15 protein-coding genes are annotated in these 12,723 nt (G+C 60.3%); 9 read left to right on the plus strand and 6 right to left on the minus strand.

Annotated features, from left to right (window positions below; translation table 11 throughout):
- Positions 1–67: 67 nt before the first annotated feature.
- Positions 68–1,303: an alanine transaminase gene (alaC, locus tag MC269_RS05220; RefSeq protein ID WP_239954300.1), complete on the plus strand. Its 1,236-nt coding sequence runs from the start codon at positions 68–70 to the stop codon at positions 1,301–1,303.
- 39 nt (positions 1,304–1,342) lie between these two features.
- Here the strand turns inward: alaC and ypdK are convergent, their stop codons facing one another.
- The 3 genes from ypdK to MC269_RS05235 all read right to left on the minus strand — a co-directional run bounded on the left by ypdK (position 1,343) and on the right by MC269_RS05235 (position 4,252).
- Positions 1,343–1,414: a membrane protein YpdK gene (gene ypdK, locus MC269_RS05225; protein ID WP_006120362.1), complete on the minus strand. Its 72-nt coding sequence runs from the start codon at positions 1,412–1,414 to the stop codon at positions 1,343–1,345.
- A gap of 200 nt (positions 1,415–1,614) precedes the next feature.
- A complete protein-coding gene (locus MC269_RS05230) occupies positions 1,615–2,643 on the minus strand; it encodes an HlyD family secretion protein (RefSeq protein ID WP_239954301.1) in 1,029 nt (342 codons plus the stop codon).
- Positions 2,644–2,647: 4 nt separating this feature from the next.
- Complete coding sequence (locus MC269_RS05235) at positions 2,648–4,252, minus strand: MFS transporter (RefSeq protein ID WP_239954303.1); 1,605 nt, start codon at positions 4,250–4,252, stop codon at positions 2,648–2,650.
- Positions 4,253–4,398: 146 nt separating this feature from the next.
- Between MC269_RS05235 and MC269_RS05240 the strand changes: the two genes are divergently transcribed.
- From MC269_RS05240 to MC269_RS05255, 4 genes are all read left to right on the plus strand, one after another.
- Positions 4,399–5,184, plus strand: a complete 786-nt coding sequence (locus MC269_RS05240; RefSeq protein ID WP_239954305.1) for an IclR family transcriptional regulator — start codon at positions 4,399–4,401, stop codon at positions 5,182–5,184.
- A gap of 6 nt (positions 5,185–5,190) precedes the next feature.
- Entirely contained in the window at positions 5,191–5,643 is a 453-nt protein-coding gene (locus MC269_RS05245; protein ID WP_239954307.1) for a universal stress protein, read from the plus strand.
- 10 nt (positions 5,644–5,653) lie between these two features.
- Positions 5,654–6,457 (plus strand): hypothetical protein, encoded by an 804-nt coding sequence (locus tag MC269_RS05250; RefSeq protein ID WP_239954309.1) that lies wholly within the window; start codon positions 5,654–5,656, stop codon positions 6,455–6,457.
- Positions 6,458–6,705: 248 nt separating this feature from the next.
- Complete coding sequence (locus MC269_RS05255; RefSeq protein WP_081138825.1) at positions 6,706–6,987, plus strand: hypothetical protein; 282 nt, start codon at positions 6,706–6,708, stop codon at positions 6,985–6,987.
- Positions 6,988–7,060: 73 nt separating this feature from the next.
- On the opposite strand, the gene MC269_RS18765 is transcribed toward MC269_RS05255, so the two are convergent.
- Complete coding sequence (locus tag MC269_RS18765; protein ID WP_256461757.1) at positions 7,061–7,189, minus strand: hypothetical protein; 129 nt, start codon at positions 7,187–7,189, stop codon at positions 7,061–7,063.
- A 264-nt stretch (positions 7,190–7,453) separates the two neighbouring features.
- On the opposite strand from MC269_RS18765, the gene MC269_RS05260 reads away from it, so the two are divergent.
- The gene (locus MC269_RS05260; RefSeq protein WP_239954310.1) at positions 7,454–8,329 is read left to right on the plus strand and encodes an SMP-30/gluconolactonase/LRE family protein; all 876 of its coding nucleotides are present in this window, start codon (positions 7,454–7,456) and stop codon (positions 8,327–8,329) included.
- A gap of 56 nt (positions 8,330–8,385) precedes the next feature.
- On the opposite strand, the gene MC269_RS05265 is transcribed toward MC269_RS05260, so the two are convergent.
- The gene (locus MC269_RS05265; protein ID WP_081138820.1) at positions 8,386–9,606 is read right to left on the minus strand and encodes an oxalate/formate antiport family MFS transporter; all 1,221 of its coding nucleotides are present in this window, start codon (positions 9,604–9,606) and stop codon (positions 8,386–8,388) included.
- A 276-nt stretch (positions 9,607–9,882) separates the two neighbouring features.
- Between MC269_RS05265 and MC269_RS05270 the strand changes: the two genes are divergently transcribed.
- Entirely contained in the window at positions 9,883–10,119 is a 237-nt protein-coding gene (locus tag MC269_RS05270) for a hypothetical protein (RefSeq protein ID WP_081138817.1), read from the plus strand.
- A gap of 36 nt (positions 10,120–10,155) precedes the next feature.
- On the opposite strand, the gene MC269_RS05275 is transcribed toward MC269_RS05270, so the two are convergent.
- A complete protein-coding gene (locus MC269_RS05275; RefSeq protein WP_239954311.1) occupies positions 10,156–11,055 on the minus strand; it encodes a DMT family transporter in 900 nt (299 codons plus the stop codon).
- Positions 11,056–11,259: 204 nt separating this feature from the next.
- On the opposite strand from MC269_RS05275, the gene MC269_RS05280 reads away from it, so the two are divergent.
- Together MC269_RS05280 and MC269_RS05285 are read left to right on the plus strand one after the other, a co-directional pair.
- On the plus strand, positions 11,260–12,108 hold the full coding sequence (locus MC269_RS05280) for a helix-turn-helix domain-containing protein (protein WP_239955068.1): 849 nt from the start codon (positions 11,260–11,262) through the stop codon (positions 12,106–12,108).
- Positions 12,109–12,513: 405 nt separating this feature from the next.
- Positions 12,514–12,723, plus strand: a complete 210-nt coding sequence (locus tag MC269_RS05285) for a hypothetical protein (protein WP_239954312.1) — start codon at positions 12,514–12,516, stop codon at positions 12,721–12,723.

Consider the following 12,723-nt stretch of genomic DNA (forward strand, 5'->3'; position numbering starts at 1 on the left):
GATTCGGCCACGGCAGTGGCCTGCGTCGCTCGGACGGTCCGGGCGCTTACGTATTCAAGAGGATATTATGGCTGATAACAGCACACCCCGTCGTTTCTCGCGTATCGATCGCCTTCCCCCCTATGTGTTTAACATCACCGCTGAGTTGAAGATGGCTGCGCGCCGGCGCGGCGAAGATATCATCGACCTTTCAATGGGCAATCCAGACGGCCCGACGCCGCCGCATATTGTGGAAAAACTCTGTCAGGTGGCGCAGCGCGAAGACACGCACGGCTACTCCACCTCGCGCGGCATTCCGCGCCTGCGCCGCGCCATTTCGCGCTGGTACGCCGAGCGCTATCAGGTTGAGATCGATCCCGAGTCGGAGGCTATCGTCACCATCGGCTCGAAAGAGGGGCTGGCGCACCTGATGCTGGCGACGCTCGATCACGGCGATACCGTGCTGGTGCCGAACCCCAGCTACCCCATTCATATTTACGGTGCGGTAATCGCCGGCGCGCAGGTGCGCTCGGTGCCGCTGGTGGCAGGCGTCGACTTCTTTGCCGAGCTGGAGCGCGCCATTCGCGAAAGCTATCCCAAGCCGAAAATGATGATCCTCGGCTTTCCGTCGAACCCGACCGCGCAGTGCGTTGAGCTGGACTTTTTCGAGCGCGTTATCGCGCTGGCGAAACAGTACAACGTGCTGGTGGTGCACGATCTCGCCTACGCCGATATCGTCTACGACGGCTGGAAGGCGCCGTCGATTATGCAGGTGCCGGGCGCGCGCGACGTGGCGGTGGAATTTTTCACCCTGTCGAAAAGCTATAATATGGCGGGCTGGCGCATCGGCTTTATGGTGGGCAATAAAGAGCTGGTCGCCGCGCTGGCGCGCATCAAAAGCTACCACGACTACGGCACCTTTACGCCGCTGCAGGTGGCGGCAATTGCGGCGCTGGAAGGGGATCAGCAGTGCGTGCGCGATATCGCCGAGCAGTACAAGCGTCGCCGCGACGTGCTGGTAAAAGGGCTGCACGAGGCGGGCTGGATGGTGGAAAACCCCAAAGCCTCGATGTACGTCTGGGCAAAAATTCCCGATCGCTATGCCCATCTCGGCTCGCTGGAGTTCGCTAAGCATCTGCTGCAGGAGGCGAAAGTGTGCGTCTCGCCGGGCGTCGGCTTTGGCGACTACGGCGATACCCACGTGCGTTTCGCGCTGATCGAAAACAGCGATCGTATTCGTCAGGCGGTGCGGGGAATTAAGTCGATGTTCCGCGCCGACGGTATCTTGCCGGGCAGCGTCAAAGCGGCGGAAGCGACGGAGTAAAACAGAGCGGGGCGACAAATCTGTCGCCCCAGGCTGAGGCTACAGCATCAGCACGAATGTGCCGACCCAAAGCAGCACAAAGAAAGAGATTCCCATCAAGGCGTATTTCACACACAACTCCTCTGAGCGGTTACGACGAGAGCGATCCCAGACCAGCGCAACGCGAACAGAATGAGAAAAACGCATCAGGTCATCGTCGCCTCAGGCATTTTCTCAGGTCGTTCTGAGTAACTCAGAACAGGATCGAGCGCTAATTTACGCGTATTCGATCCTAAAATAAATAGCTCCAGCGTGAGAGATACCTCACATTTTTACTCGACTTCAATCTCCGGGATGGCCGACATGCCCACCCGCAGCTGCGACAGATCGGGCTGGTTGCTGTCCAGCACGATTTTGACCGGAAGCCGCTGGACGACCTTAGTATAGTTACCTGTCGCGTTATCGGGCGAAATCGCCGAGAAGGTGGCGCCGGTCGCCGGCGCGATGCTGTCGACGCGGCCGGTAAAATGTTTGCCCGGCAGCGCATCGACGCTGATCGTCACCCGCTGCCCCGCGCGCACGTCGCTGAGCTGCGTCTCCAGATAGTTGGCGGTGATATAGGTCTGCTGCAGCGGCACCACCGCCAGCAGACGCGTGCCGGCGGAAACGTAGGCGCCGACGCGCGCCGCGCGCTGGCCAACCATGCCGTCCACCGGCGCGACGATGCGCGTATAGGAGAGATTCAGGCGCGCCTGATCGACGCTCGCCTGCGCCGCCGTCACGTCCGCCTGCGCCTGACGCACCGCCGCCTGCAGCACGTTGATCTCTTTTATCGCCGAGTTAACCGCCGCCTGGCTCTGACGCACGGTCGCCGCGGCGGAGCGCTGGGTCGAACTCGCTTTCTGCTGATCGTCGGCGGCGATGGTGCCGCTTTTATACAGGCGGTTATAGCGCTCGGCGTTCTGGCCGGCATATTGCGCGGTCGCCTGGTTCGCCGCCAGCGTCGCCTTCGACTGCTCGATGGCCGACTGCTGCTGCTCCAGCTGCGCCTGGCTGCTCAGCAGCTTCGCCTGGCTCACCTGCAGATCCGCCTCGGCGCTCTCCAGCGCGACGCGATAGTCGCGATCGTCCAGCGTCGCCAGCACCTCGCCCGCCTTGACCTGCTGGTTATCCTGCACCCTGACCTCGGCGATATAGCCCGAGACCTTCGGCGCCACCAGCGTGTAGTCGGCGTTGACCCAGGCGTCGTTGGTGCGGTGATCGTTGCCGGTCATCAGTGACCAGATAAAAAACGCGATGGCCAGCAACAGCAGTAGCAGCAGGCTCAGCAGCACGGTTTTTCTCATTACTAAAGCACGCATAATCTTATTTTCTCGATGTCGAAGAGGCAGGTTGGATCAGGGTTTGCGGCGGCCAGACGCGTTTCGGCAGCCAGGCCGTCAGCAGCAGTAACAGCGCGGCGAAGGCGATCAGCAGCAGCCAGCTGTCGCTCAGGCTCAGCACGGTGGCCTGATGCTTCACCAGCGTGGCGAAGCCGCTCAGGTTCTCGCTGCTGCTGACGCTGCCGTCCATCAGCAGCGGACGGCTGGCGCTCGCCTCGGCGCTGCTGGGCGCGCTCATCAGCCAGGGGCGGCTGGCGGCCTGGTCGAGCAAAATGTTGGAGTGGATCTTCTCGCGGTGGCTGAGGAACACCTCTACCAGCACCGAGGCCGCCACGCTGGAGAAGCCGCGCACGGTGTTGAACATCGCCGAGGCGAAGGGGCCTTCCGGCGGCGCCACCACGCTGGTGGCGCTCATCAGAATCGGCAGGATCACCATCGGCTGGCCGAACGCCTGCAAAATCTGCAGCGTCCAGAAGTTCTGCCGCGCCCAGTCGCTGGTGATCTGCATGCCGAGCAGGCAGGCGGCGATCAGCAGGGTGACGCCTGCGGCCAGCACCCAGCGGCAGTCGATCCAGCGGATATTCAGCAGCGCGGCGACTAGTGGCGCGATCAGCAGCTGCGGCAGGCCGACGGTAAGCGCCAGCGGGGCGAACTGCAGCGTGCGGAAGCCCTCGACCTGACCGAAATAGGCGGAAGGCAGCGCGGAGCCGGAGAGCGAGACCACCAGCACCGCCGCCAGCGCCAGCAGGCCGTGCGCCAGATTGCGGCGCGACAGCATCTGCAGCCGAAACAGCGGCAGCGGATGAAACCATTCGTTAATCAGAAACACCAGCAGCAGCGGCGCGGCGGCCAGCAGCATGGCGGCGATCGCCGGGGAGTCGAACCAGTCGAGGCGCTCGCCCTGGGTCAGCCCCAGCACCAGCAGCGCCATGCCGCTGCAGCCGGTCAGCATGCCGAACAGGTCGATCTGCTTAAAGCGCTCCAGACGCAGCGGATCCTGCGGCAGGCCCCAGCCGAACAGCAGCATGGCGATCAGCATCAGCGGCACCACCTGCCAGAAAACACACATCCAGCTGACGTCGTCGGTCCAGAACGCCGCCAGCGAGGCGGCCATATTCGGTCCGAAAGTGGCGGTCAGCGCGTAGCCGCCCAGGCCGTAGAGCTTGAGCGGCGGCGGCAGAAAGCGCAGCGCGACGGTCATCAGCATCGGCGGCAGCGAGCCGCCGAACACGCCCTGCAGCACACGCAGCGCGATAAAGCTGCCGGGCGAGGGCGCCAGCGGCAGCAGTATGCCGCACAGCATAAAGCCGGTCGAGACCGCCAGCGAAAAGCGGCGCAGCGAGAAGGTGACGGCAAACCAGGGCGCAATCATCATCGCCGCCACTTCGGCAGCCTGATAGGAGGAGACGATCCAGCTGCCCTGATCGTAGCTGACGCCGATGGCGGCGCGGATATCGGCCAGCGCGATATCGGTGACGCGATCGTTAAGGCCGGAGGTGAGCGCGGCGATCAGCACGCCAACCAGCCCCAGCGCGAGGCGAAGCGTAAAGGGATGCGGCGTCGGCGCAGCGGCGGGCTGAGCGGTCATAGCAGGTTTCTCATTATTATGATGCAGTGTATTGCGATGTGATACAGGGCGCAATTTTACATTTCGATATGCTGTATTGCAATGTGGTACACGCTGTAAATCGTGCCTTTTTCGCGGTAGAGTAGGGCAGCTGAAAAGGACGACTCATGGCAAAACATCCATCCAGCCGCGAGGATGAAAAATCGGGCGGTATTCAGGTTATCGCGCGCGCGGCAAACATTCTCAACGCGCTGGGAGAGCATCCCGGCGGCATGAGCCTGGGCGAAATCGCCCAGGTGGTGGATCTGCCGCGCTCGACGGTGCAGCGCATCGTCGCCGCGCTCGACAGCGCCCAGCTGGTGCGCAGCAGCGGCGCGGGCGGCCTGCGGCTGGGTCCGGCGCTGCTGAAGCTGATCTCCAGCGTGCACACCGACGTGGTCGATCTGGTGCGGCCCAAGCTGGAGGCGCTCTGTGCGGCGACCAACGAAACCGTGTCGCTCTCCCGCGCCAGCGGCACGCAGCTGACTATCATTCACTATGTGGTGGCGTCGCGCGAACTGCGCGTGGTGCCGCGTATGGGGCTCAATCTGCCGCTCTACAGCACCTCGGGCGGTCGCGCGCTGCTGGCGCTGGAGTGCGACGACGACGTGCGGGTCATGGTGGGCGAAGCCTACCGCGAGCTGACCGATAAAACCGTCAAAACGCTGCCGCAGCTGATGACGCTGATTAATGAAGTGCGCAAAACCGGCATCTCCTACGATCGCGGCGAAACCCTTGAAGGCATCTCCACCATGGCGGTGGCGCTGGATACGCTGTTTGGCCGCTTCTCTGTTTCTCTGCTGGTGCCGACGTCGCGTTTTCAAAAAAACGAAGCGGTCTACCGAGACGAGATGCTGAGATGCAAAGAGGCGCTGATACGTGAAATCGGCAAAATCGCCGCTGTTGAAGGATAAACTCTGATGAAAACACTGCTGATGGCTATTGATAATTCGCCGGTCGCCGAGAAGGTGATCGCGACGGCGATTGAGGAGGCGCTGGCGCACAAGGCGCAGGTTGTGGTGCTCTGTTGCGTCGATCCCGCCTACTCCTCCTGCAACCAGCCGATCGATATCACCGCCGGCGAAGATCCGCAAGATTTCGCCGTGGCGCAGGATGAGCAGAACACCGCCGAGCTGGTGGTGCGGCACGCGCTGGCGCCGCTACTGCGCGCCGGCGTCGACGCGCGCGGCCTGATTGTGGCGGGCGAGGCGGCGGACACCATCGTCGCCCAGTCGCAGCAGCTCAACGCGCAGATGATCATTATGGGCCGGCGCCATCTCTCTTCGTTCAATCGCCTGCTGAAGGGGTCGGTGAGCGCGGCGGTGATTGAGCGCGCCCACTGCCCGGTATTAATCGACGTTCGTAAGGATTGAGCAACTTCGCATGACCTCGCTGTGGATCGTCACGCTGGCGGCCTTCGCGCTGCTGGCGCTTATCATTGTGGTGTTGATCAGAACCACCCGACTGCGCGCCTGGCAGGGCGTGCTGCTTTTTCTGCTGCCGCTGCTGCTGGCGAATCTGCTCTGGTTTAGCTGGCTGAAGCCGCAGCAGCAGCGCGCCGCGCAGCAGCAGGCGGCGATCGACTATCTGGCGCAGACGCCAGGCTATCGCGTGCTGCAAACGCAGGAGCCCGCCCTGTGGCAGCTGCTGGTGCAGGAACTGCAGCACCGCGTGCGGCGCGGCGAAACGCCGCAGCAGGCTGCGGGCGAGCTGCGCGGCTGGCTGGCGGACGTGATTAACCAGCGGCTGATGCGCGCGCCGGACAGCGCGGTGGTCAACTATATTCGCGTCTCGGTCAGCGCGATGCAGGCGCTTGGCCAGCGCGATCCGCAGCTCTGCTTTCGTTTTCTCTACCCGCAGGTGAGCGGCGGCGTCAATCTGGTGACTACGCTGTCGCCGAGCCTGAACGCGCAGGACGCCGCGGCGATGGAGCAGCTGCTGCTGGCGAGCCGCGGCGGAGAGGTGCCGGTGGACCAGCCGCAGGCGCAGCAGAATTTGCAGCGCATCGTGGCGGCGCTCTATAAGAAGTGGGGCGATAAACTGCAGCAGCTCAATATGCCGGCCGACACCGCCGTCGATCGCTCGTCGATGTGCGCGATGTCGGTCGATCTCTATAGCGCCATCCTCGCATTGCCTGACAAACAGGCCGCCAACCTGTTGCGTAGAATGGTGGCGCTTTCCGGCTGAGCGGCAAAAAAAAAGCCCGCTCAGCGCGGGCATAAAATCAATCTGAATGTTTTCTTGATATCACCTGGTGTGGTGCAGACGCTGTTTTGTCTGAAAGCATCATCCCATGCTTTAGATGATAGCAATAGCCGTTTGGTCATATCATTTTAATCGGTAAAAGCTTAAGTGCAGAGAGTAAGTCGGGCAGTTTTCCGATAGCCGACGCCTGAGCGGCGGCTTAAACTGCTGCGGCAATGTGAGGAAGAAAAATGAAATCAATTATCGTCAGCGCAATGGCGCTTTTATTGTTGACCGGCTGCAGCGTCAGCAAACCAGGTGGATTCGAACGGGTCGATGAAGATCCCAGCGCAAATACCGTACAGTACCGTTACGATCCGCAAAAATTAAACCGGGACGCGATGGCGCTGGACCTGGCAGATTATTGCGGCAAAAAGGGATTTGATAAAGTTGAAGCGCTGACGCCGCAGCCCAGCCATATTCCGGGACTGAAAACCGGCTGGTTCCAGTGTAACTATGCGATTAAAAGTTAAGCGGCGGAAACAATAAAATGGGCGGGTAATATCCCGCCCTTTTTTTATTTTATGCTGTGTGAAATCTTTGCCCTTAGCGGTGATGATGCCAGCCGTGGCCGCCGCCGTGGTGCCAGCCGCCGCCATGCCCACGGTCAATAATACATCCGCTCAGCATAGAGATAACGGCAATAACGGTTGCAACTTTAGCGATTTTTTTCACTGGACGTTCTCCTCTTTTCCAATGGGTATGACATTACGCTGGAATAGTGGAGTGAAGATGCAGTGAATGTAGAGTTATATAGAGAGATATTGCGAGATATTTCAGGGCCGCCCATTAGTGCCGCAACAGAAAATAAGCCTATCGGAACTGCCTGAATAAACATGATTATCGGCAAGACAATTCTGAAAAGCAAGGGGCGCGTTTTCACCTTCTGGGGCAAATTCAGGCTACAGTATGCTGATGCGAAATAAAAAAGGAGGCGGTATGACGCGTGAAGTGAAAAATGTGCTGGCGTTGCAGGCAGAGCTGGGCGAGTGTCCGACCTGGTCGACGCGCGAACAGGTGCTGTGGTGCGTCGATATCCTGGCGCCCGCCATTCACCGCTTCGATCCGCGCAGCGGCGCGCTGGAGACCTTTCCGCAGCAGGAAGAGGTGGGCTGTATCGGCCTGCGCGAGCAGGGCGGCCTGATCGCGGCGCTGCGTAACGGCGTCTGGCTGCTGGACGCGCAGGGCAAGCCGCAGCGCAAGATCGCCGATAACCCCGGCGAGGCGGCGAAAAGCCGCTTTAACGACGGGCGCATCGATCCCTGGGGCAATTTCTGGTGCGGCAGCCTGTGGGAGCCGCAGGATAAAAACGGCGCGCTGCTCTGTCGCGTCTCGCCGTCGCTGCAGCTGGAGGTCAAGGCGCGCGACATCATGATCTCCAACGGCGTCGCCTTTTCCCCCGACCGCCGCTGGATGTATCACAGCGATACGCCTAACGAGGCGCTCTACCGCTACCCGCTGGATGAGAACGGCGAGCCGGGCGCGCGCGAGCTGTTTCGTCGCTTCGACGCCAGAGGCGGATTGCCGGACGGCGCGGCGGTAGACAGCGAAGGGTTTTACTGGTCGGCGCAGTTCGACGGCGGGCGCATCGTGCGTATCGATCCCGTCAGCGCCGAGATTGTTGATGAGATTGCGCTGCCGGTGCGCTGGCCGACCATGGTCGCCTTTGGCGGGGCCGATCTGAAAACGCTCTATATCACCAGCTCGCGCGAGGATCGCAGCGAGGAAGAGCTGGCGCGCTATCCGCAGTCAGGGGATATTCTGGCGGTAGAAGTTGAGGTGGCGGGGATGGCGGAACCTCTTTTTCCGGCATAACGCCTGAAACGTGCGGCAGAGCAGGCGCGTGCTGCTCCGCTCTGCCGCGCGCAACGTTAGCTGCGCTGCAGCACCTGCTCCGCCAGCGGCTCGCGCTGCGGCAGACGAATGGTCAGCGACAGCAGCAGCGAGATCACCAGCAGCGTCATAATCAGGCTGAAGGTCACGGTAAAGCCGCCGAATACCGAGGCGATCAGCGAGCCGAGCACGCTGCCGATACCAAAGCCCAGATAGAGCAGGCCGTAATTTTTCGTCAGGTTATTCAGGCCGAAGAAGTCGCTGACCAGCGACGGGAAGACGGTAATGGTGCCGCCGAAGCTAAAGGCGACGCACGCCAGCGAGGCGAAAAAGGTCATTTCATTCATGCGGGTGAAGAGCAGGATGCTCATACCGCTCAGCGAAACAATCTGCGCCAGGGTAATGACCCGAATACGCGCCATCTTGTCGGACAGCACGCCCAGCACCAGACGACCGCTCAGATTGGCGATAGCGATAACCGTTACCGCGCTCGCCGCCGTCTGCGCGCTGAGATGCACCAGACCCTCGCCGATATCCTTCGCGACGCCAATAACGTAGAGGCCGCTCATGCAGGCGGTTAAAAACATCAGCGCCAGCATCCAGTATTGCGGCAGACGCACCGCCTGTGCCAGCGTATAGTCGCGCGCCTGGCGAGCAGCCTGACCGGCCGCGCGCTGAACCGGCGCATCGCGCATCAGCAGCGCGCCGAGGATCACCATGCTCATCGCCATTAGCCCCCAGATAATAAAGGTCTGCTCGAGGCCGACGGCGCCCAGCAGCGCGCCGCAGATAAATTTAAAGCCGAGGCTGCCGAGGCCGTAAGCGCCGATGGCGCAGGCGGAGATCACCCCTTTGCGTTCCGGGAACCACTTCACGCAGTTGGAGAGCGTCATTAAATAGCCGGCGCCGTCCGCCAGGCCGACCATCACGCCGGCGCTTAGGTAGAGCATCATCAGATTGTCGGCGTGGGCGGTCAGCCAGAAGCCGGCAGCCATCAGCACGCCTGCGCCGATAGCGACGCGACGCACGCCGAAGCGTTCCTGCAGTTTGCCCGCCAGCGATGACGCTACCGCCAGGCCCAGGCTCAGCAGGCCGAATGAAAAGGCGACCTGGCTGACAGAGGCGTCGAGTTTCGTCGCCAGCTGGCCGTTAAACAGACTCCAGGTATAAACCGATCCCAGCGCGAACTGGGTAATGATGGTGCCGACTAACGTCAGCCAGCGGGTGCGTTGATAAGAAGACGTGGTGAGTTGAGTCATGATTCTCTCTCCCGTTTGGGGATCTGGATACTGACGTCAGAGTAGAGCGAGGCGACGCGCGTGCGGTAAAAAACGGCATGAACAGGACGAAACGCGTCATGAAATGCTGCTCAAAGGGTATGAACGGCAGCGGCTCGCGCTTCGCTAAATTATGACCAATCCAGCAACCTGATAACTTTTGGTTACCTGAGGTAAACGGATGTGTCTCAGAAGGGGTTTTATCAGCGGGATGGCAGAATATTTGCCAGGCTTAAGGTTCACTTTACAGGAGGAAATATGAAAGACCGAGCATATGAATCCCTCAGCTGCGAGGACGAAGTCCGCTGCATCATCGGTCAGGCAGTGATTGAACTCAGCGATGAGCAGCAGCCGGTGACCAAATCCACCCTGGCATTGAAATTGCTCTCCATGGCCGACCAGGATAATGACGACGAGCGCGTGCTGCTCTACTGGATTGCGCGAAAGGCCATCAATCAACCTCAACAACTTACCGCAATGCAGCGCCGGGCATGACGCTCACCCGGAGCGGGCCGAGGCCCGCTCTCTGCTTCAGGCGGCCGCGCGCCGCCGCAGCGCAGGCATCCGCGCAAACATCACCAGATTTCCCGCCAGTATCATCGCCAGTCCCAAAAACGCTTCGGCGTGCCACTGATAGCCTTCATAAACCGTTGACAGCGTCAACGCCACCAGCGGAAACAGCAGCGTGCTGTAGGCCGCCTGACTGGCGCCGATGCGGCCAACCAGCGTGAAGTAGGCGCCAAAGCCGATAACAGAGCCGAAAATCGCCAGGTAACCCACCGCGCCCATCCACTGCGCGTTCCAGACCGGCTGCAGCGATTCGCCCTGCAGCAGCGTCAGCAGCGCCATCGCCAGCGCGCCATAAAGCATCGCATAGCTGTTGGTGGTCAGCACGTCCCGCTTTGCGCGCTGATGACGCAGGCTAATCATATTGCCCAGCGAGAATCCCAGCGTGCCGAGCGCGCTCAGCCCGGCGCCCCACAGCAGCTGCGCCGAGGCCGCGCTGCCGTGCAGATCGCGCCAGAACAGCGCCATGATGCCGCCGATGCCGAGCGCGGCGGCCGGCAGCAGCCGAACAGAAGGGGGCTGGCGGAAAAATACCCAGCTGTTAAGCGCGTTATAGAGCACCGCCATAGAGAAGATCACCGACTCCAGGCCGCTGTTGATCCAGGCGGCGGCGTGATAAAAGCAAAGAAAATTGAGGCCGAAGACGCAGCAGCCCTGTAGCAGGCAGAAGAGATGATCGCGCGCCGTCAGCGGGCGCAGGCGCTTCAGCGCTTTCAGCGCCGCCAGCATCACCAGTGACGCCACGATAAAGCGCCAGAACACCGCCGCGCCGATGCTACCGCCGCTTGCCGCCTGCTGGGCGTAAATCGCGATCCAGGTGGTTCCCCAAATCAACACCACCGAGAGATATAAAAGGATATTCATAGCACGCCTCTTTTCTGATCCAGCGCGCAGTATCGCTGAGCGTAAAGCGGGCCGCTTGCACCGCTCTGCGGCGCACTTGCAAATTCTTGCGCTTTTTTTGCCGCCGCAGCGCATAACTCTGTTCTCTTGACGCCGCTCTTCATACACTAGGCCTCTGTTAACAGGAGAGCGCCCGTGAACCCGCCGATTTATCAGACCTTTTCCATGCTGCAACGTCATAAAGCCCAGCTGCGTCATCACGCGCGGCTGAACGACGGCATCCAGCTGGCGCACTGGTTCAACAGCGGCGACCGGGTCACTAATCACAGCGATCACCATACTCTCAGCCTCTATATCGCCGACGGCTACGACACCTGGTACAAAAGCCCCTACGGCTGGCGCAACGGCGGCGGTCCGGATCGATTCTGTCTGATGCCGTCGGGCGTTGAGTCCACCTGGGATCTGCGCGACGATCTCTCTTTCGTGCATCTCTACTGCACCGACGCGCATCTGCGCCAGATGGCGGAGGAGATATGGGATCGCAGCCCGGCGCGCCTTGAGCTGCATGAAAAAATCTTCGCCAGCGACGATCGCATCACCCAGCTTTACCGGCATTTTCTGCTCAGCTGCGACTGGCGGCAGCCCGCCAATCAGCTGATGCTGAGCAGCGCCTCGACGCTGCTGATGACCCATCTTCTGCAGCACTACAGCCTGCTGCAGTGGCGCGCGCCGCAGGCGCGCGGCGGTCTGGCACCTGCTGTGCTGCGTCATCTGCTGGCCTTTATTGACGCGCATCTCGACCAGCCGCTGACCCTGGCGCACCTGAGTCAGGAGGCAGCGCTAAGCGAGTTTCATTTCGCGCGTATGTTCCGCCATTCCGTGGGCGAAGCGCCGCATCAGTATGTGATGCGCCGCCGCATGCAGCGCGCGAAAGCGCTGCTGGCTAACGCCTCGCTCTCGCTAACGGAGATTGCTCTTGGCTGCGGCTTTCATTCCCCCAGCCATTTCAGCAACCGCTTCAGGCAGATGAACGGCGTTTCGCCTTCGGTTTACCGCCGCGCACGCGGAACGTAAAGGCGCTACGCGCGACGCAGCGGTATTATTTACTCGCTATTTTATTTACTCTGTTAATTATTGTGCTAAGGTATCATTCGCGGCGTGTGGATATATTTCTATATTTTCCGCTGGCAATTAATCGCATTGATTCCTGTCAATATTTAATTATCCTCATGCGTTTCCTCCACTCTTTTTTCCTCATTCAAAATAAGCTGCCATTATTAATCTGCCAGCCAGTCAGAGAGACGCGTTAAGCGCAGGCTGGCCAGATCTGTTTTTATTAACAAATATCACCAAAAGACAATGTTTTTTATTTTTTCACTCCTAAAATCTGATTGATTGATCAAATAAGGCACTCTGGTCTACTATCGCCTGTAGCTAAACGTCACGATATTCAACCTGGCGTTAAAAAAGGATTGTCTGATGAGCGACCATTTCTACCCGGATAAAGCCCAACGGGATATGACTTTTCACGCCGGTTTATCGGTAAAAGAGATGAAAAAGCGCAACGCATTCGCGCGGATAGCGCAAGGGCATCGGCTTATTATCCAGCCCGTATTAACGCCGTTCTGGCTTAAATCAATCAGGATGTTTATTCACAACATATCCTCAACCGTGAGTGGCAGTGTTTGA

Origin of the sequence: Pantoea sp. Z09, from assembly GCF_022394795.1 — a bacterium.
In the GTDB taxonomy this organism is placed as follows: domain Bacteria; phylum Pseudomonadota; class Gammaproteobacteria; order Enterobacterales; family Enterobacteriaceae; genus Pantoea; species Pantoea latae.